Raw genomic sequence first — 21,109 nt, 5'->3', positions numbered from 1 at the left:
TATGAAAGATTACCTTGTCGGCTTCGAATGGTCGAAGTCACCGCGCCACGGCGGATGGCTTATGCGTCAGCCCTGCTTGGCGGTGCGCAGCCCCAACGGGATGCGCGGCAGGCTCACGGTCAACGGGGCGCGGTTGGCCGGGTTGCGGTGCGCCAACGCGTCGCGCAGCATGGCGCGCCCACGGTGGATGCGCGACCGCACGGTGCCCAGCTTCACATTCAGGATCTGCGAGACTTCCTCATAGGAGAAACCCTCCATATCGCACAAGACGATCGCCGCCCTGAAGTCGGGGGCGAGCGCCTTGAGCGCCTTGGCCACATCGACGTCCAGATTGTTGAATTCGAAGTCCCGCTCGGGGGTGACCGCGTTGCTCGGGAAGCGGTCCTCGGCGCCCTCGGCAAAACGGTCAAAACGGATTTTGGACTTGCGCCGCGCCTGGTCGAGGAACAGGTTGGTGGTGATGCGGTGCAGCCATCCGCCCATGGTGCCGGGCGTGTACTTCTCCAACGCGTTGAACGCCCGCACGAAGGCTTCCTGCGACAGGTCCTCGGCATCCTGGCGGTTACCGGTCAGACGGTACGCCAAACGGAAGACCCGTTCGCCATGGTCGTGCACCATGGAGTCCCATGAGGGGGTCTCGGTTTCGGGGCCGTCCACGGGGGCAATTAGCTGGCTACTTGCAGTGTTCACTCTTCAATTGTGACCCGGAAAGCTGAGCTGAAGCTAAGAATCGCCTGCGCACCTGCCAGCAGTTCGTCCAAGATCGGCCCAACTCGGTAGGTACGATGGTCTCCGGACCACCCGACAGACAACCCCAAGGACCTCACACTCATGCCTTCGATGAATCCAGAACTCCTCGCCAGCTGGGGCTTCAGCCAAAACCAGCTGCCCGAGCGCGATCATGTGCTTGCCGCACGCGAGCGGGCCGCGGATCTTGGTGTTCGATGCATCGATCCGGCCGGGCGCTCGATGCTCGCCTTGCTCTGCACCCTGCGCGCCCCGCACAGCATCGTCGAGATCGGCTCCGGAGTAGGTGTCGCCTCCATGGCGATGCTCGAAGCCATGGGCGCCACGGGGACGCTGACGGCCATCGAATCGGATCTGGAGCATGCCAACGCCATGCGCCAGGGCCTGCGCGAAGCCGGAATCCTCTCGGCGCGCGTGCGCATCATCAACGAGCGCGCCGAAAGCGTGCTCTCCCGCTTGGCCGACCACGCCTATGACCTGGTGCTCATCGATGCCAGCGCGGAACTGCTGCTGGACTACGTGGCCGAGGCCAAGCGCCTGGTGGGTCCGGGCGGAGTGATCGTGCTGAATAACGCATTCGATGAACACCGCCTCGCGCGTCCCGCGGTACGCCGCGCCTCCACCGTCGCCACCCGCGATGCCCTGCGCCTGCTGCGCGAGGACCCGAAGCTGCAGACCCACCTCTTCCCCAGCGAGCAGGGATTGTTCGTGGCCACGGTGCTGCCCGCACCTAAAGCGCGCTAGCGGGGCGTTCGGCGGGTAGAAAAACCGAGGGCCGGCATCTTGCCGGCCCTCGGTTTGCTAAAGAATTATTCGGTGACCCCAACTAGACAGTTACGCAGTTCAGTTGCTTCCGCACTGTTCAGCTCCACCACCAGACGACCTCCGCCGTCGATTGGCAGTCTCAAAATCAGGCTTCGACCCTCTTTGGTGACTTCCATCGGCCCGTCACCGGTACGTGGCTTCATCGCAGCCATATGAGCTGTTCCCTTCGTCCGTGGCTAACGCGCGCAACATTTTTTGCCTTGCGCACAACCCAATGTCTAAGTCCACCTTCTGCGATGATTCGTCGCTGATAAGGGACACTTATCTTCTATTATTGCTAATTTTGCGTCGTGTCGCTAATCACACGCCGGGACTCCATGTCACGAATTGTATTTTCCAGTCGGGTGATCTCGGCAGCCAGCACATCAAGGGTGTCGTCTACTTGATCGCAGCGGTAGCCGCGCAGCCCCAGCGAGAACTTCACGGAGTCAATATCGTTGGCGCGCGGATGCTCCGGCAACAACACCGGCGGCAACGACGCTTCATGCTCCACGAGCCCCACAATTGGCTCGCTCGTGGATTCGAAATGCCGGCCTGCCGGAACCGATTTCCGTTGGCTTGAAATCAGCAACGCCACGCCGCCCACGGCCAGGATTGCCAGTGCTATGAGAAAAAATGGCATGGCTAGCTCCGGCTCGATTGCTTCTTTTCCAGGTCCTCCACCATATTACGCAACACGATGTCCACGGCTTCGTCGGGATCGTCGGTGAGGTGGAAGAGATCCAGGTCCTTTGGTGAAATGGCGCGTTCCTTGGCAACCACATCCGTCAGCCAGTCCACCAGCCCACCCCAATATTCGGTGCCAACCAAGACAATGGGGAATCCGGTGATCTTCTGCGTCTGCACCAAGGTCAGTGCCTCGAAAAGCTCGTCCAAGGTGCCAAAACCCCCAGGCAGCACGATGAATCCCTGCGAGTACTTGACGAACATGGTTTTGCGCACGAAGAAATAGCGGAAGTTGATGCCGCGGTTCACCCAGGAATTCAGCCCGGTTTCGAAGGGCAGTTCGATCCCCAGCCCCACCGAGGAGCCTTCCGCATCGCTGGCACCCTTGTTGGCAGCCTCCATCGCGCCCGGGCCGCCACCGGTGATGGTGATTACCCCGGACTGGGCTAGCCGTTGCCCGATGCGATAAGCCTGCTTGTAGTACAGGCTGTCCGGATCGGTGCGCGCCGAACCGAAAACCGACACCGCTGGTCCCAGCCCTGCCAACGAACCGAATCCAGAGACGAATTCCGATTGGATGCGCAGCACGCGCCACACATCGCTATGCGTGACGTCTTCCTGCGGACTCTCCAGCAGATAGCGGTCAAGTTGCTCGGCTGGCTCTTTGTTCGGCCAGCTCGCTTCAACGTGGACCTTGCGCCCTGCATGCGCATTTTCTTCGCTTTTACGCTTATGGACCATGACCTCACTCTATCGGTAACCACCCAGCATCCAGCGCATTGCCCGATGCACGATTACGGAACAGTTTGATAACAACTTTTTGTGACGCATTCGTAGCCTCGCATTATGTGCGTCACATGAAGTAATGTCTAGATTATGAAAAGCGATCAGCAAGCTCAAGCTTCTTCTGACGGCCCCATCGTTGAATTGACTGGGGTCAACAAGCATTATGGGGCACTCCATGTACTGAACGACATCAATCTTCAGGTCACCAAGGGTGAGGTTGTAGTCATTCTCGGACCTTCCGGTTCGGGCAAGTCGACGCTCTGCCGCGCCATTAATCGTCTGGAGACGATTGACGACGGCAAAATCAGCATCGATGGCAAGATCCTGCCCGAGGAGGGCAAGGCGCTGGCGACGCTTCGCGCCGATGTGGGAATGGTTTTCCAGTCCTTCAACCTCTTCGCGCACAAATCCATTCTGGAGAACGTGACTCTCGGCCCGATCAAGGTCAAGGGGCTGAAGAAGGCCGCGGCGGACAAGCTCGCCATGCAGCTCTTGGAGCGCGTAGGCGTCGCCAACCAGGCCGGCAAATTGCCAGCTCAGCTCTCGGGCGGCCAGCAGCAGCGCGTGGCAATTGCCCGTGCGCTGGCCATGAGGCCGAAGGTCATGCTGTTTGACGAGCCGACCAGTGCGCTGGACCCGGAAATGATCAATGAGGTGCTAGACACCATGGTCGGGTTGGCCAAGGAAGGCATGACCATGCTGGTGGTGACCCACGAGATGGGCTTCGCCCGCAAGGCCGCCGACCGAGTGATTTTCATGGCCGACGGGCAGATCGTCGAGCAGGCCACTCCGCACGAGTTCTTCACCAACCCGCAGAGCGACCGTGCCAAGGACTTCCTGGGCAAGCTCATTACCAACCACTAATTCCATCACCGCATTCTGTATTCAGGAGGAATCATGCGTAAGAATCGTTTAGGCGCTGTCGCTGCAATGGCAGCCGTGGCGGCTTTGGCCCTCACTTCATGTGGCGGAGGGAGCGGCGAAGGCGATGCCGAGAGCATCCGCATCGGCATCAAGTTCGACCAGCCGGGCCTCGGCTTCAAAGACGGCAACAACTACACCGGATTCGACGTAGATGTTGCCAAGTACGTTGCCAACGAGCTGGGCTACGCCGAGGAGAACATCGAATGGGTTTCGGCCCCTTCGGCGAACCGCGAAACCATGCTCCAGAATGACCAGGTCGACATGATCTTCGCAACCTACTCGATCACCGAGGAACGCAATAAGGTTGTCGACTTCGCCGGACCATACTTCGTTGCAGGCCAGGATCTGCTGGTGGCCACGGATTCGGATATCGCCAGCCCCGAAGACCTCAACGGCAAGAACCTGTGCTCGGTCACCGGTTCCACCTCGGCCCAGAAGGTGAAGGACAACTACGCCGAGAACACCAACCTGCAGGAGCTTCCGGGCTACGCAGAATGCGTGACCCAGATGGGCGGCGGCACCATCGACGCGGTGACCACCGATGACATCATCCTCGCCGGTTTGGCGGCCCAGCCTGCCTACCAGGGCAAGTTCAAGGTTGCCGGTGCACCGTTCTCCGAGGAAAACTACGGAGTGGGCCTTCCCGACGGAACCGACAAGTGCGGCGACATCAACGCGGCGATCACCAAGATGATCGAATCCGGCGCCTGGGAAGAAGCCTTGACGGCAAACACCGAGGGCACCGGCTACACGCCGAACTCGGAAACCAACCCACCGGAACTCTCGGATACCTGCGCTTAGCAGCATCCGTAGCAAAGGGGCCAAGCGCATTGCCCTTGGCCCCTTTGCACACCTTCATGTTTCGTGGTGCCCCGTGCAGCGGGCACCACACCCATAGCCGCTTGGCCGCAGGTGCGGCCATCGAGATAGAGGCTTGCAGTGGACAACTATCTATCGATATTCACTGAATACGACGTACCCGGAGCATTCTGGGTCAACATCCAACTAACTTTCTGGGCCGCTCTGGGCGCCCTGCTCCTAGGCACGGTACTTGCGCTCCTTCGCATTTCACCGGTCGCCAGCTTCCGTGCGATAGGCGCCAGCTATGTGAACCTCATCAGGAACACTCCGCTGACGATCATCATCCTCTTCGGAGTGCTGGCGCTCTACGGGCAATTGGGCTTCAACCTGGGTGGAGATTTCCAGGGGAACTTCTTCCGCTTGGCGGTCATGGGACTTGCCCTCTACCACGCAGCATTCGTCTGCGAGGCCATCCGCTCGGGCGTGAACACCGTGCCGCTGGGGCAGGCCGAGGCCGCTCGCGCCATCGGGCTGAGCTTCTTGCCTGCGGCCCGCGAGGTCATCTTGCCGCAGGCCTTCCGCGGCGCAATCGTCCCGTTGGGCAACACCTTGATCGCGCTGATTAAGAACTCGACCGTAGCAGCCGTCGGCTCGGTGGCAACCGAGGCCTCCTCGACCATGAAGACCATGATCGAATTCCGCGCGGACATCGTGATCCCGATCTTCCTGACCTTCGCCGTCGGCTTTGTGATCATCGTGATCCCGGTGGGTCTGCTAACAACCTGGCTCTCCAAGAAACTGGCGGTGGCACGATGAGCGCCTCGATTCTCTTTGACACCCCGGGTCCTAAGGCCCGGCGAAACATCCTGGCCATCAACGTCGTCGGCGCGCTGATTGCGGCCGGACTCCTGGCTTGGATCATCTTCGGGCTGGCCAACAAGGACCAGATGCAGCCTTCCCAATGGGATGACTTCATCGAAGGCAGCACCTGGGCCAACTATCTGCTGCCGGGTCTGCTGAACACGCTCAAGGCCGCCGTGCTGGGCATCGTCGGCTCGGTGATCTTCGGCCTGATCTTCGGCGTCGGACGGCTTTCGCAGAACAAGCTCATCAACGGGTTCAGCACCGTTGTCGTGGAATTCTTCCGCGCCGTGCCGGTGCTGCTGATGATCGTGTTCTTCAACGTGTTCTTCTCCCGTTCCCTGCAACTGCCAGGAGATACCGCGCTGTGGGCTGTGGTCGCCGCACTGGTGTTCTACAACGGTTCGGTGGTCGCCGAGCTGGTGCGCTCCGGCGTGCATAACCTGCCCAAGGGGCAACGCGAGGCAGGCATTGCGATCGGCCTGACCCGCGGGCAGTCATTGCGGTTCATTGAAATCCCCCAGGCGTTGGTGGCCATGCTGCCGGCCCTGATCGGGCAGTTCATCGTCATCTTGAAGGACTCGGCGCTGGGCTACATCATCAGCTTCAACGAGCTGCTGTTCTTCGCACGCACCTACTCGTCTCCCAACGGCAACGTGCTGCAGGCACTGATCGTTGCCGCGGCGATCTTCATCCTGATCAACTTCACCCTGGGCAAGATTGCCGAGATCGTCTCGCGCCGTCTGGGCAGCAGGGAGAAGAAGGACAAGACCGGCGGCCAGGCCCCGCAGGCTGCAGTCGTCGGAGCTCCCTCGGTATTGCCGGTGGAACCAACTCCGAACGCCGAGGACGAACCGAATCCTCGGAGCTAGTCGGATTGCTCCTCGCCAGCAGTTGCCTCTCCTTTTGGGGAGGCAACTGCTGTTTTAACCCCCGAGTCCAAGGGTCCGGTTACTATTTGGTTTCGCTCAACCAGGCACGCAGGGTGTTGCGGCAATCGCGGATGGCCTGCTGCGTGACATGCTCGTCATCGGTGTGGGCCAGCAAGGCGTCGCCCGGGCCAAAGTTCACCGCCGAGATTCCCAGCGCAGAAAAACGCGACACATCGGTCCAACCGTATTTCGGCTTGGGCTCCTGCCCGAGGATCTCGACCAGCGAGGCCGCAATGGCTTGGTCCAGGCCCGGGCGGGCGCCTTCGGCACCATCGGTGCGTTCGACCTCAAATCCCTCGAACAGCGAGCGCACGGCCGCTTCGGCCTGGGCCAGGTCCTTATCCGGGGCGAAGCGGTAGTTGACCTCCACCTCGCAATAATCCGGAATCACGTTCCCGGCGATGCCACCGGAGATCCGTACCGCGTTCATCGATTCCCGGTAGGCCAGGCCTTCGACATCGAGGGTCTGCGGCTCGTAGGCTGCCAAGCGCGCCAGGATCGGGGCGGCCTTGTGGATGGCGTTCTCCCCCATCCAGGCGCGAGCCGAATGCGCCGCGGTGCCGGTGGTTCGCACCAGGAAACGGCTTGTGCCATTGCAGCCGCCCTCCACCGTGCCGTTGGTCGGTTCAAGCAGAATCGCAAAGTCGGCGGTCAGCAGCTCTGGCGCATTCCGGGCCAGACGTCCCAATCCGGATTTCGCCGCGGCGACCTCTTCGTGGTCGTAGAAGATGTAGGTGACGTCATAGCGTGGATCGGTCAGTTCGGCGGCAAGAGCCAGCTGGACCGCGACCCCGCCTTTCATATCCGTCGCCCCGCGGCCGTAGAGCACCCCGTCGACCACCGTGGCCGGCACCGTGCCGCGCGCTCCTTGGGTATGCGGCAACGGCACCGTATCCAGGTGACCGGCCAGCACCACCCGTCGCTCGCGACCGAGCCGAGTGCGCGCCACGATGGAGTCCCCGTCCCGGTGCACCTCCAGGTGCTCCAGCGCCAACAACGCTTGATGGACCGCATCTGCCAACGCCTTTTCGTTTCCGGAGACGGATTCGATATTCATGATCCGTTCGGTCAGGCTGGCGACGTCTTCTCGAAGGTCTAATTCGTTCACAATACCCATCGTTCTACACTTTTTGAGTTCATACCGCTGTCATTTATCAACATTACTCGCAGTGCAAACGCTACGATCAGAGAATGACTTTTGAACCTGCAGCAACTTCTTTTGACTCCTCAGTACGTTTGGCCTCCGGTCATGGTTTGGCCACCATCGCGACCGATGGCACCGTACTTGACGTCTGGTACCCGGCCCCCGTTCTCGGTGTGCTCGCCGAGGCTCCAGAACTTTCCGGCGAACTTTCCGCCGCCGCACTCGACGACGCCCAGCGTGGCACCACGCAGAAGGTCATTTCGCTGACCATCGACCTCGATGTGGCGCCTGCCGACACCGCCGATGTGTGGCTGCGCCTGCACCTGCTTTCGCACCGCCTGGTCACCCCGAACTCGATCAACCTCGACGGCGTGTTCGGACACCTGGCCAACGTGGTGTGGACCAACTTCGGCCCTTGCCAGGTGGCGGGATTCGAAATGACCCGACTGAAACTGCGCGCCCGCGGCAACGTCGATGTCTTCGGCGTCGATAAGTTCCCGCGCATGGTCGACTACGTGTTGCCCACCGGCGTGCGGATCGCCGATGCGGACCGTGTCCGCCTCGGCGCGCACCTGGCCGAAGGAACCACGGTGATGCACGAGGGCTTCGTGAACTTCAATGCCGGCACCCTGGGCGCTTCGATGGTCGAAGGGCGCATCTCGGCCTCCGTGGTTGTCGGTGACGGCTCCGATGTCGGCGGCGGCGCCTCGATCATGGGCACGCTCTCCGGCGGCGGCAAGGAACGCATCACCATTGGCGAGCGCGTCCTGCTGGGAGCCAACGCGGGGGTGGGCATCTCCATCGGAGATGACTGCGTGGTCGAAGCAGGACTTTACGTTACCGCTGGCACCCGGGTGCAGCTCGGTGCGAAGTCGGTCAAGGCCCTGGAGCTCTCCGGTGTCCCGAACCTGCTCTTCCGCCGCAATTCGGTCAGCGGCGCCGTGGAGGCACTGGCCCGCGCCGGACAGCAGGTCGAGCTGAACAGCGCGCTGCACGCCAACTAGTTCTCCCAACGCAAAAGGTCGAGGGACGCACCGGCTGGTGCGTCCCTCGACCTCTTTGCGTACAGCACTCAGGGGAAGATGATGGTCACCATGGGTTGGATGTAACCGTGAAAGGCCCGCCCGTCACGCAACAACGAGGTGCTCGCGACGATCGTCGCGCCGCCGATCAGCCAGGCCCGCGGCTCGGTGAGCGGCACGTCGATGACCTGAATCTGCATTTCTTCCACCTCTTGGGCATGTTCTACCCCGTGGTCGATGAGAATCCGTTCGACCTCGTCCATGCGCTGCGGAATATAGTCTTTGGACTGCTCGCTGAATTTCGCACGGTGCTGCTGAGCATACAAGGTGGCCTGCCCGTAGTGCGCGCTGGCCAGCTTCGCTAGTTCTGGATAGCAGCCGGCGCCTAGGTCCGCCAGCAGATCCACGGTGCCTTCGGCATCGCTTGTTGGATCCCGGGAAATGAGCGAATCCCACCAGGAGGACCATTCCTGCTTGATTTGCCCGGCCGCCACCTGCCGATTGCCGCGTGCCTTGATGCCAGGCGCAAGTCCGGAGTTCGGTCCCACCTCGGTCGGGTCCAGCCCGCCCAACTCGCGTAGGTAAAGTGCCAACACCATGCTCGGATTTGTATTTATGGCCAAAGTCCAATTATTGCCACGACGAAAATACACGCGCACCACCTGACTTTTCCACGCATCATTGCGCCCTAGAACCCTAGGATACGCCGAAATTCCGCGTTAAAACAGGGAACGGCCGGGCAAACACTTTCGTGCTTGCCCGGCCGTTTCGCCAAGACTCAATCGTCTATCCGCGGCTTAGACGCCCGGGTAGTTGCGCTCGGTCTCACCCATGTACAACTGGCGTGGACGGCCGATCTTGGTCTCTGGGTCCTTGATCAGTTCGCGCCACTGGGCGATCCAGCCCGGCAGGCGGCCGATGGCGAAGAGCACGGTGAACATCTTCTCCGGGAAGCCCATCGCGGTGTAGATCAGGCCGGTGTAGAAGTCCACGTTCGGGTAGAGCTTGCGTGAGATGAAGTATTCATCGTTCAGCGCCGTTTCTTCCAGCTTCATCGCGATGTCAAGCAGCTGGTTATTGCCCTGCTTGGCCAGCAGATCGTGTGCGGTCTGCTTGATGATGCGTGCACGTGGATCGTAGTTCTTGTACACGCGGTGGCCGAAGCCCATCAGGCGTACACCGTCTTCCTTGTTCTTCACCTTCTCCATGAAGGCCTCAGGAGTTATGCCCGAAGACTGGATCTCGCGCAGCATCTTGAGCACTGCCTCGTTGGCGCCACCATGTGCTGGGCCCGACAGGGCATGGATGCCTGCGGAGACCGAGGCGAACATGTTCGCATCCGAGGAGCCGACCAGGCGCACGGTGGAGGTCGAGCAGTTCTGCTCGTGGTCTGCGTGCAGGATCAGCAGCAGGTCGAGGGCCTTGACCACATCTGGGTCCAGCTCGTAGGGCTCGGCGGCGGTGCCGAAGCACAGGCGCAGGAAGTTCTCGACCATGTTCATCGAGTTATCCGGGTACAGCAGTGCCTGGCCGATGGACTTCTTGTGCGCATAGGCGGCAAGTACCGGCAGCTTTGCCAGCAGGCGCAGGGTCGAACGCTCGACCTGCACGTCATCGGTTGGATCCAGCGAATCCTGGTACCAGGTCGACAGGGCCGAAACGGCCGAGGACAGCACCGGCATGGGGTGTGCATCGCGGGGGAAGCCGCCGAAGAAGCCCTTGAGCTCTTCGTGCAGCAGGGTGTGGCGGCGCAGGGAACCATCGAAGGTTTCCAGCTCGGTCGCCGAAGGCAGTTCGCCGTTGATCAGCAGGTAGCTGACCTCGGTGAAGCTCGAGTGCTGTGCCAGCTGCTCGATTGGGTAACCGCGGTAGCGCAGGATGCCTGCGTCGCCGTCGATGTAGGTGATCGCGGACTTAGTGGCCGCGGTATTCATGAAGCCGGGATCGTAGGTTACGTTCCCGGTGGTCTTCAATAGTGGCGCTACGTTAAAACCATCATTGCCCTCGGCAGCCGGGATAACCGGTAGCTCTAGGCTGGATTCACCAAAATGTAGCTGTGCAGATTTAGTATCTGTCATTGCATCTCCTAACCGGAAAGGCTTTAGTTCCGAAAGGTCAGTCGTCACGGTAGAACATACCGCTAACTGACCCGTTCATGCTAATTAGACTGTCATCTTCACCGGGCGGCGGATGAATTCAACCGCTCAACGGCCGTGGCGATCCGTTCGTCGGAACCGGTCAGCGCCACACGTACGTGCGACTGCCCGGCAGTTCCGTAAAAGGCACCTGGGCCGGCGACGATTCCAAGCTCCGCCAGGCGCTGCAGCGTCTGCCAGCTGGAGCGGCCCTCGGTGCACCAGAGGTAAAGTCCGGCCACCGAATCCTCGATGGTCAACCCGAAGTTTTCAAGAGCTGGGCGCAACGCTTCGCGGCGCGCCCGATACAGTTCACGCTGCGCGGCCACATGCGCGTCATCACCCAAGGCGATGACCATTGCGTGCTGAATGGGACCAGGGACGATCATGCCGGCATGTTTGCGGCTGTTGACCAACGCGGGCATCAAATTCGGGGCACCGGCAACGAATGCGGCCCGGTACCCGGCGAGGTTCGATTGCTTGGACAGGGAGTACAGCGAGAGTAAATTATCCAGGTTTCCACCGTTGACCCGCGGGTCCAGAACACTGGGCACCTGACCGTCGAACTCATCCCAGCCAAGCTCGGCGTAGCATTCGTCGGAGGCCACGACCGCACCGAGTTCGCGCGCCTCGGCGACCAATTGGCGCAGCGATTCCACGTCGCGGACCTTGCCGGTGGGGTTACCGGGAGAATTGACCCAGACCAGCTTCACGCGAGCGCGTTCCGCCTCGGTCAGTTCGCTCAAATCGTCCGCGGCGATGGCCGTGGCTCCAACCAAGCGAGCACCGATATCGTAAGTGGGGTAAGCAATCTTCGGACGCACCAAGATGTCCTCGGCACCCATGCCGAGCAAGAGCGGGAGCCAGGCCACCAGCTCTTTGGAACCAACAGTGGGCATGACATCGTCAATACCGAGCCCGGTGACGTTGCGCCGTCGGGCATACCAGTCGACGATTGCCTGACGCACCGCGGGCGTTCCGTGGGTGGTCGGGTATCCATGGGAATTTGCGGCTTCTGCCAGAGCCTGCTGGATTACCTGTGGTGTGTCATCGACAGGTGTGCCGATGGAAAGATCGACAACACCACCTGGATGTTCGGCAGCCAACTCGCGGTAGGGTGCGAGCTGGTTCCAGGGGTAATCGGGGAGCTCAAGCATAAAAGGGGGAACCTAGCCTTGGTTTTGCAGAGGCAGGACGCTGATCAACGAGTGATCATTTCCTGTGTTTCCAATCTTAGCGGCGCCACCGGGTGAACCAAGTTCGTCGAAAAACTCGACATTGGCCTTGTAATAGTCGGCCCACTCGTCCGGAACATCGTCCTCGTAGTAGATGGCCTCGACGGGGCACACCGGTTCACAAGCACCACAGTCGACGCACTCATCGGGATGAATGTACAGCGAGCGTTCGCCTTCGTAAATGCAATCTACCGGGCACTCTTCGACACACGCCTTGTCTTTAACGTCGACGCACGGCTGGGCGATGATGTAAGTCACGGGTGTTGAGACCTTTCTTAGCGCAATTTTAAGATTTCACTTCGGTTTCACGGATTTAACGACTGCTCGTTGAATCCGCAAGTAAGCTCTAGCTACAGTCTAGTCCTGATACCCATGCAAGGGATCTCGCACACTCATCCTGTGACGTAATCGACCATTCACATTTCGTTGCGCGACTGCGAAAGTGAATTCTTCTTACAATTACATGACGGAAAATATGCTCAAATTTGAAGATCTTACTCCCGGTGACCGCATTGTGGTCCGCTACCGACTTACCGAGTCATCTGTCACCACAGGCAACCGCGCCAGCAGCGACGTACTTGGGGAGGTCATCGAGGTGAATGCGGACAAGATCCGCATCAGCACTCGGCGCGGCCCGGTCGAGGTGGAGCGTGAAAATATCACCCACGCCAAACGCGTTCCGCCGCCACCGGTACGCCGATCTCGTCCGCCAACCCTGAAGTAACCCCTCCGCGCGAGCCAACGCGTTGACAGGCCCGCAGAGGTTCCACGGAGCCCCGCGGAACTCCTTGCGCGGTTGCGCCGCCGCCCGCAGACCGCTGGTTTCGCGACATGTGATTTGAAGATACCAATCACTGGGCCAATTTCGCGTATGCTGGCCATATGCCGTCCGACGAACACGTCCAAGCCCGCGCTCGAGCATTGAGCTCGCCGTTGAGGCTTAGAATTCTGCGCCTATGCCTGCATGAGCCTCGCACCAACAAGGAAATAGCTGACATTCTCGAGTTGAACCCGGCTACCTCGTTGCATCACGTACGCACGCTGGTGAGCAGCGGTTTTCTCAGCGCAGAGGAACCTCGCCGGGGAAACCGTGGGGCGAAGGAAGTCCCCTATCGCAGCACCCGCCAATCGTGGGGTACCCGCATCCCCGATGCCGCTCCCCTGCTTGTGGACACGTTCTTGCAGGAAATCAACGGGCTGGAGCCCGAGGAAATTCAGGTCATCCGCGTGGGGTTGAAATTATCCGAGACTACGCAGAAGGAAATGATGGGCCGCATTCGCGCGGTTATCGAAGACTATGCGATGCGCGAACCGGAGGTTGACGGCGTTGCCACCTCGTTGTTCCTGGCCCACCACCTCGATGTAACCGGCAATAAGTAGTTTTTGCGCAAAAAAATCCCCAGCCATTGGCTGGGGATTTTTTGGCTTAACGCTGGCGTTTGCGAAGCACTCGCAGTGCAGCGGTTAACGCGATCACGGCGGGCACGATCATTCCATACATCCACAACAGGGACGCGATGGTCGGACCTGGCAGGTACTGAAGGTACTGCAGCGGCAAGATCAGCGTGTCGTTTCCGAAATAGGAAATCGAGCCGACGACCAGGTAGCAGCCGATGAATCCTACCGCTCCGGCCCAGAGCTTGCCCGAGGCAATCACCGACCAGTAAACGAGCAGCCCCAGCAGCAGCCAAGCCAGCAGCACTCCCCAGACCAGCGGGATATCGCCCGCGTAGCTCAGCGAAGCGTGGATTGCCGTACCGAGTAAACCTGCAACCACGGCGGCAACCAGGCCACGCAGCAGCGCGCCCGGGTTGCCGCCGACGGTGAGCGGCTGGTTAGCTCTTTGCTCGTGCACGCGTTGCCTTGGCACGGTCGTTTGCGTTCAGCAGCACCTTGCGGATGCGGATCGCTTCCGGGGTCACCTCAACGCACTCGTCTTCGCGAGCGAATTCCAGCGACTCTTCGAGAGTCAGGTTACGCGGTGGGGTCAGGTTCTCGAAGGAGTCCGAGGAAGCCGCACGCATGTTGGTGAGCTTCTTTTCCTTGGTGATGTTCACGTCCATGTCATCGGCGCGCGAGTTCTCGCCAACGATCATGCCCTCGTAGACCTCTTCGGTTGGACGCACGAAGAAGTTCATGCGTTCCTGCAGGTTGATCATCGCGAACGGAGTGACCACGCCAGCGCGGTCAGCCACGATCGAACCGTTGATGCGGTACTCGATTGGACCGGCCCATGGCTCGTAGCCTTCAGCCAACGAGGCGGCAATGCCGGCGCCGCGGGTTTCGGTCATGAAGCGCGTACGGAAGCCGATCAGGCCACGGGCAGGAACCATGAATTCCATGCGGACCCAGCCGGTGCCGTGGTTGGCCATGTTGGTCATCCGGCCCTTGCGCGAAGCCATCAGCTGGGTGATTGCGCCGAGGTACTCCTCTGGCACGTCAATGGTCATGTGTTCCATTGGCTCGTTGACCTTGCCGTCGATCATCTTGGTGACAACCTGTGGCTTGCCAACGGTCAGTTCGAAGCCTTCGCGGCGCATCTGCTCGACGAGGATTGCCAGTGCCAATTCGCCACGGCCCTGAACTTCCCAAGCATCCGGACGCTCGGTTGGCAGTACGCTCAACGAAACGTTACCGATCAGTTCCTTGTCCAGGCGGTCCTTGACCTGGCGCGCGGTCACCTTGGCGCCCTTCACCTTGCCGGCCAGCGGCGAGGTGTTGATACCGATGGTCATCGAGATGGCCGGTGGATCAACGGTGATCAGCGGCAATGGCTTTGGGTTCTCAAGGTCGGTGAGGGTTTCACCGATCATGATGTCCTCGATACCGGCGACTGCAACGATCTCGCCCGGACCGGCTTCTTCGGCCGGAACGCGGGCCAGGCCCTTGGTGGCCAGCAGCTCGGTGATCTTGACCTGCTTCATGGTGCCATCCTGGCGGGCCCAGGCAACGACCTGGCCCTTGCGCAGGGTGCCGTTGAAGATACGCAGCAAGGCAAGACGGCCAAGGAACGGCGAGGCGTCAAGGTTGGTGACGTGCGCCTGGAGAACTTCGCCCTCGTTGTAGGTCGGGGCCGGCACGTGCTTGATGATGGTCTCGAACAATGGCTCGAGGTCCTCATTGTCTGGCAGGGTGCCGTCTTCTGGCTGGTTCTTCGACGCGTAGCCGGCCTTGCCCGAAGCGAAGACGACAGGAACGTTCAAGATCGCGTCCAGATCCAGATCTGGAGCTTCATCGGCCAAGTCCGAGGCCAGACCCAGCAGCAGATCCATGGAGTCGGAGATGACGCCTTCGATGCGCGAGTCCGGGCGGTCGGTCTTGTTCACGACGATGATCACCGGAAGGTTGGCGCTCAAGGCCTTGCGAAGCACGAAACGGGTCTGTGGCAGTGGACCTTCGGAAGCGTCAACCAGCAGAACCACGCCATCGACCATGGAAAGGCCGCGCTCGACCTCGCCACCGAAGTCAGCGTGACCCGGGGTGTCGATGATGTTCATGGTCATGTTCTTGCCCTCGGCGGCCGGACCGCTGTAGAACACCGTGGTGTTCTTAGCAAGAATGGTGATGCCCTTCTCGCGTTCCAACTCGCCGGAGTCCATCACGCGATCTTCGGTTTCACCGTGGCTGTCGAATGCACCAGTCTGCTGGAGCATTGCGTTGACCAAGGTGGTCTTGCCGTGGTCAACGTGAGCAACGATTGCTACGTTGCGCAGGTCGTCGCGACGGATGAGAGTTGTATCTGACATACGGGAAGGCTCACTTCGTGTAGAGAATTTAGGGTCTCGGAGGCGGGGCCACAGGCGACCCAACATACTATTTTACGCGCTCGAGGCAATTGCGTTGTTTATCTGTGGCGCAACATACAGAAATTACTTGATTAACGGGATCTAGCCGCGTGTTGAAATCCAATAGCGGAGCTTCGTATTTCCGCCGTTTTCTTCAACCGAGGGACGGTTTTGATCTATTTGGCCGCCGCACGCGATAATCGTTGCGCGCGAGGCGGCGTTCTGCTTATCACAGGTTACCAAAGCCGAGTCGACACCGTGGGATCCCAACTCGGCGAGGGCGAATCTGCACAGTTGGGTGGCGATTCCCTGTCCGCGGAATTTCGGGACAACACCATAGCCCAGGTGTCCGCCGACTTCGCTGAGAAAATCGTTGAGTTCGTACCTCACCGAAACACGGCCAACGAGTTGTCCGTCCAGGTCGGCAACGAACAGTCCGCTGCGCACCCATCCCTCGGGGACGAACTCGCCGCTGCGCCCCTCGGCCATGCGCTCGATGTACGCCTCCCAGTTTTGGCGTGCGGACCACGTCGGAAGAAAATCAAAGTCATCGTCCAGCAAGTCGTGATGAGCGGCGATAGCCTGCCTTTCATCATCCGGAACAAGCTCTCTGATCACTAGTTTCGTGGAACGCTGCATAACCTCAGTATGTCAGCACCGGCTAGTAAGTCACTATTTCATCGCGGATTTCCGCAAGCCACCCAAGCGTTCCCCCGCGCAAACTCCGCACCCGGGCGCTGCCTTCGGGCAGCGACTGGTTCAATTCCGTGGCGGCGCGCAGCGAGCGAACACCGGTTTTGCACACGAAAACCAGCTCGGTTGCAGGGAAGCTCTGAAGCTCCCGCCAGCCTTCGTTGGCAAGTCTTTCCAGCGGGAAGTGGACACTGCCGGGAATGACCGCAAGCTCGCGTTCCCACCCCTGGCGAACATCTACCACCAGGACTTCCCGGGCGTCCCGAAGCAGTTCAAATTCATTTGCGTTCAGCTCCTGGGCGGAGCCTGCAACCGCACAGGAAGCCACGGTATATTCACCGAGCCCGGTGACCGGAGCACGCTCCGGATCTCGTGCAAACGTCAAGATGCGAACGCTTGCCTCCAACGCGTCGTAGAGCCAGAGCTTTCCGCTCAAAGGTTCTCCGACGCCGGTGATCAGCTTCAGCGCCTCGGTGGCCATCAGCGAACCGATGACTCCGCAAAGGGCCCCGAAGACTCCTCCCTCGGCACAGGAAGGGACCGAATCCGCTTCCGGGAGGTCGGGAAAAATATCCCTGAGCATTGGGCCCACTCGGGGGTCGAACACCGAGACCTGACCGGAGAATTGGAAGATGGTGCCCCAGACCAGCGGCGTCTGGGTCAACTCCGCGGCATCGTTTGACAGGTACCGGGTGGCGAAATTGTCGCTGCCGTCAATCACCACATCGTGTTCGGCAAAAAGTTCCAACGCGTTGCCAGGATCCAGTCGCTGTGCGTAGAGCCGCACAGAAACTTCGCTGTTCAGTTCTTCCGCCAGGCGCCGCACCGATTCAACCTTAAGCTGGCCCTGGTCCGTTTCACGGTGCACGGTCTGGCGTTGCAGATTCGAGAGTTCAACGGTGTCCGGATCGATCACGCTCAGCTCTCCGACGCCGGCCGCGATCAGGTAGCTGGCGATAGGGCTGCCCAATCCCCCAGCGCCCACGATCAGTACCTTCGCGTTCGCGATACGCTCTTGGCCTTCCACACCCACCCCGGGCAGGGACAGGTGGCGGGTGTACCGGGCGAGTTGTGCACGGCTGCGCGGCGGCATCGGCTCGGTAGCCATCAGAATTCCCCGACGAGTCTTTGCATCATTCCCGCTGTCGGAGATGAGGCCAGCGCGAGATCGCGTTGCGGAATACGCCCGGCAAGGAACGCCGCGCGCCCGGCCCGGACCGCGTCGCGCATCGCGGCGGCCATCAAGGGCGCGTTTTGCGCTCGGGTCACCGCGCTGGCGAGCAGCACCGCATCGCAGCCGAGCTCCATCGCCTTGGCCGCATCCGAGGCGGTCCCCACCCCGGCGTCGAGGATCACCGGTACCCCGGCGCGCGCGGTAATCGTTGAGATGTTGTGCGGATTCAGGATCCCCATTCCGGAGCCGATCGGGGATCCGGCCGGCATGACCGCTGCCACGCCTAGCTGTTCGAGCCGCATGGCCAGGGCCGGATCATCGTTGGTATAGGCGAAGACCTTAAAGCCGTCGGCGACGAGTTCTTCGGCCGCGGTGAACAATTCGATCGGATCCGGCAGCAGCGTATGCTCATCGGCGATCACTTCGAGCTTGATCCAGTCGGTTTCCAACGCTTCGCGCGCCAGCTGGGCGGTGAGCACCGCATCTCGCGCGGTGAAGCATCCGGCGGTATTGGGCAGCGGGCGCACCCCGTTGCGCGCCAGCAGCTCGTACACCGATCCGGAACCGGCCGCGGCGAAATGGCGAATGGCGACGGTGGTCAGCGCGGTGCCCGAAACATGCAGGGCCTGCTCGAGGGTATGCATCGAGGTCGCCCCGCCGGTGCCGAGAATCAGCCGGGAGTCGAAGCGTTCCCCGGCGACCTCGAAGCCATCGGTTTCAAGAGTTAGCTCTTCCATCTTCAGCCTCCCTGAGCCGCGGTGACGAGTTCAACCCGGTGGCCGGGCTTCAGCTCGAAGTCATTCCAGCCACTGCGCGGGACAACTGCCGAGTCCACCGCTACGGCAACGCCTAAACGCGACCCGTCGCTGGCCCTCCCGTCCGTTCCGATGTTCTTTCCCAAGTGCGCCGCGAGCAGCTCGCGCACGGTGCTTCCCGCCGGCACGGTGGCCGCCTCGGTGTTGAGGATAAATTCGATCTGTTGCATCTTCTCTGGCTCCTAGAATGGTGTGCTGTTGGCGAGTTGCGCGCCAAACCTATCGAGTGAAACGCTGGTCAGCTGTTGTGCATCTGCCGGGTTCCCGAGCAGCAGCTCGGTCCCCAGCCGTGCGCCGAGCGGGGTAAGCAGCACCCCGTGGCGCGAATAACCGGTGGAAACCACCAGTCCCTCATCTACGCGTCCGAGCAGCGGCCGATCATCGGGTGTCGCCGGCCTGGCCCGCACGATCGCCTCGTTCAAGGTGGTGTCGACGATGCCCGGCACGAGCCTGCGCGCATTGTCCAGCAGGGCGTGCATTTCTCCCACGTTCACCTGCTCTTGGCCGTCCTCGCGGCTCGACGCGCCCAGCACGAGGCTCCCATCGGTGCGTGGCACCAGGTAGACCGGCTGCCGATGCACGATTCCGCGCACGGTGTGCTTGATCAGCGGCGCGCCCGCCGGACCTTGGAGCCTGAGGATGTCTCCGTAGACCGGGCGCAATGGCAGAGCCGGCGCACCTGCTAGCGCGCCCAACCCGTTGGCAAGCAGTACCTGATCGCCATGGATTTCTTGGCCAGTTGAGGTAAGCACTCCACTGGTCCGTGATCCCTGGCGCAGCAGCCGCACCGCCGTTTCGCGCACGATCGACCGGTCAAGCTCATCGATCAGGATGCGCAGCAGGGACCGTGGGTCCAGCTGCTGGTCTTCGGCGCAGCGGATGGCGCCGGCGATGCCGGTGGCAAGCGCCGGCTCGAGTTTGCGTGCCGCGCTGCCCAGCAGCCGCTCGGCGCTGAATCCCAGCGAGGCTTGCAGCTTCATGAGCGCAAGCAGTGCGTCCATATCCGCGGTTTCGGCGGCGACGACCAGCGTGGAGTTTTCTACGTACGCTGGTCTGCTGCCGGTGCATTGTTCCACGCGGTCAATGAATGCGGGGTATTCCTTGGCCGAAGTGGCCATCAGGCGGTGAAGTGCGCCCTGCCCCCAGGTGGTTTCGGCGGTCGGTGCGAGCATTCCCGCCGCGGCGTGGCTGGCTCCTAGCCCAGGCGCCGGATCCACTAGCGTGATTTCGGCGCCGCGGGCGCGCAGTTCGAATGCCGTGGCAAGCCCGATGATTCCGGCGCCGACAATGACTATATGCACGAAGGCATTTCCTTCCTACGGCGGCATGACCCGCATCAGGTGTAGCGGTCGGCACATGGCCCTCTCAGCCCAATCGCTGTTGGGCTCCCGCGGAGTACTTGGATTATAAGCATGCCTCAGCTCACTTTGGCGAACTTCATGACTTCAACCTGTGCTTCTGCCTGTGTTTTACTCGTTGGTATGAGCGAATTCAGTGGTCCGGAGGATTTGTCTACCGATCATCGGCTGGCACAGGTTGTCATCGATGGCGAACGGCAACTGCTCTTGCCTGCCGTCCGCCGGGATCGGCAGGCATTATTGCGGCTGCTCCACGCAGATTTCGAAGAGGTTGGTGCCTCGGGCAGGTGCTATTCTCGCGCGCAGATTATCGAGCAGCTGTGCAATGAACCAGTCGTTGAATCGACTAGGGATGAAGTGCATGATCCGCGCGTGCGCAGGCTCAGCGATTCGCTGCTGATGCTGCGGTGGCGAACCAAGCCGGAGAACCTGAGCCAACGCACCTCGCTCTGGGTTCATTCGGCCCAAGGTTGGCAGTTGCTCTTTCATCAAGGCACCGGTCAATCCGCGTCGTCCCAGATCAGCGGCCGGCGGCTCGGCGCCGCTGGGCAAACGACGGCATCTTTGCGTCCGCTTCGCCTAGCGGATGCACCGCAAGTCCTCGCGGCCTTCCTTTCGAGCCCGGATATGGCCCGGCAAGGCGAGGTGAGTACGCTTGCCGAGGCCGAAGCCTATGTCCGCATGTTGCTCGAATTCCCGGCCCGGCAGGTTCCGTTGGCCGTCGTCGAGAATTCTGCGCTCGTTGGTCTGGTGTGCGGGACCATCGATGAGGCGAACCTGAGCGCCTGGGTCTGGTATTGGCTGCACGCGGAGCATCGGGGCCGCGGGTTGAGCAGCCGGGCGTTGGCCGCCCTCTCGGCGGAGTTATTCTCCAGCTACCGCTTGCAGCGACTGGAGTTGGGTTTGCGCGTGAACAATCCGGCGTCGAAGTTAGTCGCCGAGCGTTGCGGGTTCATTCTCGAAGGACGCGAGCGCGGCAAGTTCCTGATCAATGGCCAGCGGATCGATGTGTTGAATTATGCGCGGTTGCCCACCGATCCCATCCCGCCGATCAGTCCGCTGGAGTTTCGCGCCGAGGTGGCGGGAGGCTGATTTTCTTCGGGGCCGCAGCGGAACGGAATCGAGTAGGTGGGGGTGTCTAGCCCCCACCTCTCACACCACTGGACATGCGGGCCCGCATCCGGCGGTTCGCCAGGTCATTTAAAA

Annotated in this window: 25 protein-coding genes and 1 riboswitch; of the genes, 9 read left to right on the top strand and 16 right to left on the bottom strand. The window is 61.1% G+C overall.

Going from position 1 to position 21,109, the window contains the following annotated elements:
* Positions 1-66: 66 nt before the first annotated feature.
* Positions 67-690, bottom strand: coding sequence for an RNA polymerase sigma factor SigE (gene sigE, locus ACT3UQ_RS14310; protein ID WP_255248371.1), 624 nt, complete (start codon positions 688-690; stop codon positions 67-69).
* 141 nt (positions 691-831) lie between these two features.
* Here sigE and ACT3UQ_RS14305 point away from each other — a divergent pair, with 141 nt between their 5' ends.
* Entirely contained in the window at positions 832-1,491 is a 660-nt protein-coding gene (locus ACT3UQ_RS14305) for an O-methyltransferase (protein ID WP_096284558.1), read from the top strand.
* Between the two features lie 65 nt (positions 1,492-1,556).
* Here ACT3UQ_RS14305 and ACT3UQ_RS14300 read toward each other — a convergent pair whose 3' ends face one another.
* From ACT3UQ_RS14300 to ACT3UQ_RS14290, 3 genes are all read right to left on the bottom strand, one after another.
* A complete protein-coding gene (locus tag ACT3UQ_RS14300) occupies positions 1,557-1,724 on the bottom strand; it encodes a DUF3117 domain-containing protein (protein WP_096284556.1) in 168 nt (55 codons plus the stop codon).
* A gap of 125 nt (positions 1,725-1,849) precedes the next feature.
* Positions 1,850-2,194 carry a DivIVA domain-containing protein gene (locus ACT3UQ_RS14295; protein ID WP_096284554.1) on the bottom strand — a complete coding sequence of 115 codons (345 nt, stop codon included), beginning with the start codon at positions 2,192-2,194 and terminating at the stop codon, positions 1,850-1,852.
* A gap of 2 nt (positions 2,195-2,196) precedes the next feature.
* The gene (locus tag ACT3UQ_RS14290; protein WP_105649585.1) at positions 2,197-2,979 is read right to left on the bottom strand and encodes an LOG family protein; all 783 of its coding nucleotides are present in this window, start codon (positions 2,977-2,979) and stop codon (positions 2,197-2,199) included.
* A gap of 177 nt (positions 2,980-3,156) precedes the next feature.
* Here ACT3UQ_RS14290 and ACT3UQ_RS14285 point away from each other — a divergent pair, with 177 nt between their 5' ends.
* The 4 genes from ACT3UQ_RS14285 to ACT3UQ_RS14270 all read left to right on the top strand — a co-directional run bounded on the left by ACT3UQ_RS14285 (position 3,157) and on the right by ACT3UQ_RS14270 (position 6,482).
* Positions 3,157-3,888, top strand: coding sequence for an amino acid ABC transporter ATP-binding protein (locus ACT3UQ_RS14285; protein ID WP_219843920.1), 732 nt, complete (start codon positions 3,157-3,159; stop codon positions 3,886-3,888).
* A 33-nt stretch (positions 3,889-3,921) separates the two neighbouring features.
* A complete protein-coding gene (locus tag ACT3UQ_RS14280) occupies positions 3,922-4,749 on the top strand; it encodes a glutamate ABC transporter substrate-binding protein (RefSeq protein WP_096284548.1) in 828 nt (275 codons plus the stop codon).
* 138 nt (positions 4,750-4,887) lie between these two features.
* Positions 4,888-5,565, top strand: a complete 678-nt coding sequence (locus ACT3UQ_RS14275; protein ID WP_096284546.1) for an amino acid ABC transporter permease — start codon at positions 4,888-4,890, stop codon at positions 5,563-5,565.
* Positions 5,562-6,482, top strand: coding sequence for an amino acid ABC transporter permease (locus tag ACT3UQ_RS14270; protein WP_096284544.1), 921 nt, complete (start codon positions 5,562-5,564; stop codon positions 6,480-6,482). The genes ACT3UQ_RS14275 and ACT3UQ_RS14270 overlap by 4 nt, the downstream gene beginning before the upstream one ends.
* Positions 6,483-6,564: 82 nt before the next feature.
* Here ACT3UQ_RS14270 and dapE read toward each other — a convergent pair whose 3' ends face one another.
* Entirely contained in the window at positions 6,565-7,659 is a 1,095-nt protein-coding gene (gene dapE / locus ACT3UQ_RS14265; RefSeq protein WP_444637359.1) for a succinyl-diaminopimelate desuccinylase, read from the bottom strand.
* A gap of 74 nt (positions 7,660-7,733) precedes the next feature.
* Between dapE and dapD the strand changes: the two genes are divergently transcribed.
* On the top strand, positions 7,734-8,690 hold the full coding sequence (gene dapD, locus ACT3UQ_RS14260; protein WP_096284540.1) for a 2,3,4,5-tetrahydropyridine-2,6-dicarboxylate N-succinyltransferase: 957 nt from the start codon (positions 7,734-7,736) through the stop codon (positions 8,688-8,690).
* A 68-nt stretch (positions 8,691-8,758) separates the two neighbouring features.
* Here the strand turns inward: dapD and ACT3UQ_RS14255 are convergent, their stop codons facing one another.
* The 4 genes from ACT3UQ_RS14255 to fdxA all read right to left on the bottom strand — a co-directional run bounded on the left by ACT3UQ_RS14255 (position 8,759) and on the right by fdxA (position 12,336).
* A complete protein-coding gene (locus ACT3UQ_RS14255) occupies positions 8,759-9,307 on the bottom strand; it encodes a hypothetical protein (protein ID WP_096284538.1) in 549 nt (182 codons plus the stop codon).
* A gap of 198 nt (positions 9,308-9,505) precedes the next feature.
* Positions 9,506-10,786: a citrate synthase gene (locus ACT3UQ_RS14250; RefSeq protein ID WP_096284536.1), complete on the bottom strand. Its 1,281-nt coding sequence runs from the start codon at positions 10,784-10,786 to the stop codon at positions 9,506-9,508.
* Between the two features lie 98 nt (positions 10,787-10,884).
* The gene (gene dapC / locus ACT3UQ_RS14245) at positions 10,885-12,000 is read right to left on the bottom strand and encodes a succinyldiaminopimelate transaminase (protein WP_096284534.1); all 1,116 of its coding nucleotides are present in this window, start codon (positions 11,998-12,000) and stop codon (positions 10,885-10,887) included.
* A 12-nt stretch (positions 12,001-12,012) separates the two neighbouring features.
* Complete coding sequence (gene fdxA, locus ACT3UQ_RS14240) at positions 12,013-12,336, bottom strand: ferredoxin (protein ID WP_096284532.1); 324 nt, start codon at positions 12,334-12,336, stop codon at positions 12,013-12,015.
* A 217-nt stretch (positions 12,337-12,553) separates the two neighbouring features.
* On the opposite strand from fdxA, the gene ACT3UQ_RS14235 reads away from it, so the two are divergent.
* Together ACT3UQ_RS14235 and ACT3UQ_RS14230 are read left to right on the top strand one after the other, a co-directional pair.
* Positions 12,554-12,802, top strand: coding sequence for a putative acetyltransferase (locus ACT3UQ_RS14235; protein ID WP_444637357.1), 249 nt, complete (start codon positions 12,554-12,556; stop codon positions 12,800-12,802).
* Between the two features lie 158 nt (positions 12,803-12,960).
* Complete coding sequence (locus tag ACT3UQ_RS14230; RefSeq protein ID WP_444637355.1) at positions 12,961-13,458, top strand: helix-turn-helix domain-containing protein; 498 nt, start codon at positions 12,961-12,963, stop codon at positions 13,456-13,458.
* Between the two features lie 46 nt (positions 13,459-13,504).
* Here the strand turns inward: ACT3UQ_RS14230 and ACT3UQ_RS14225 are convergent, their stop codons facing one another.
* The 7 genes from ACT3UQ_RS14225 to thiO all read right to left on the bottom strand — a co-directional run bounded on the left by ACT3UQ_RS14225 (position 13,505) and on the right by thiO (position 19,846).
* Positions 13,505-13,933, bottom strand: coding sequence for a hypothetical protein (locus tag ACT3UQ_RS14225; RefSeq protein WP_096284526.1), 429 nt, complete (start codon positions 13,931-13,933; stop codon positions 13,505-13,507).
* Positions 13,914-15,824 (bottom strand): translational GTPase TypA, encoded by a 1,911-nt coding sequence (gene typA / locus ACT3UQ_RS14220; protein ID WP_096284523.1) that lies wholly within the window; start codon positions 15,822-15,824, stop codon positions 13,914-13,916. Before typA ends, ACT3UQ_RS14225 begins: the two co-directional genes overlap by 20 nt.
* Before the next feature lie 141 nt (positions 15,825-15,965).
* Entirely contained in the window at positions 15,966-16,502 is a 537-nt protein-coding gene (locus tag ACT3UQ_RS14215; RefSeq protein WP_444637353.1) for a GNAT family N-acetyltransferase, read from the bottom strand.
* 22 nt (positions 16,503-16,524) lie between these two features.
* Positions 16,525-17,664 carry a ThiF family adenylyltransferase gene (locus ACT3UQ_RS14210; RefSeq protein ID WP_444637352.1) on the bottom strand — a complete coding sequence of 380 codons (1,140 nt, stop codon included), beginning with the start codon at positions 17,662-17,664 and terminating at the stop codon, positions 16,525-16,527.
* On the bottom strand, positions 17,664-18,467 hold the full coding sequence (locus ACT3UQ_RS14205; protein WP_444637351.1) for a thiazole synthase: 804 nt from the start codon (positions 18,465-18,467) through the stop codon (positions 17,664-17,666). The genes ACT3UQ_RS14210 and ACT3UQ_RS14205 overlap by 1 nt, the downstream gene beginning before the upstream one ends.
* Positions 18,468-18,469: 2 nt before the next feature.
* Positions 18,470-18,715, bottom strand: coding sequence for a sulfur carrier protein ThiS (thiS, locus tag ACT3UQ_RS14200; protein ID WP_105553024.1), 246 nt, complete (start codon positions 18,713-18,715; stop codon positions 18,470-18,472).
* 12 nt (positions 18,716-18,727) lie between these two features.
* Positions 18,728-19,846: a glycine oxidase ThiO gene (gene thiO / locus ACT3UQ_RS14195; protein ID WP_444635819.1), complete on the bottom strand. Its 1,119-nt coding sequence runs from the start codon at positions 19,844-19,846 to the stop codon at positions 18,728-18,730.
* Positions 19,842-19,947, bottom strand: a riboswitch (TPP riboswitch). Its footprint overlaps the gene before it by 5 nt.
* A gap of 79 nt (positions 19,948-20,026) precedes the next feature.
* Here thiO and ACT3UQ_RS14190 point away from each other — a divergent pair.
* Positions 20,027-20,995, top strand: a complete 969-nt coding sequence (locus tag ACT3UQ_RS14190; RefSeq protein ID WP_444637350.1) for a GNAT family N-acetyltransferase — start codon at positions 20,027-20,029, stop codon at positions 20,993-20,995.
* The last annotated feature ends 114 nt before the right edge of the window (positions 20,996-21,109 follow it).

Source organism: Glutamicibacter sp. AOP12-B1-11, assembly GCF_052379245.1.
Taxonomy (GTDB): Bacteria; Actinomycetota; Actinomycetes; order Actinomycetales; family Micrococcaceae; genus Glutamicibacter.
Note: the sequence above shows the minus strand (reverse complement) of the source record. Positions and strands in the feature narration are given on the sequence as shown.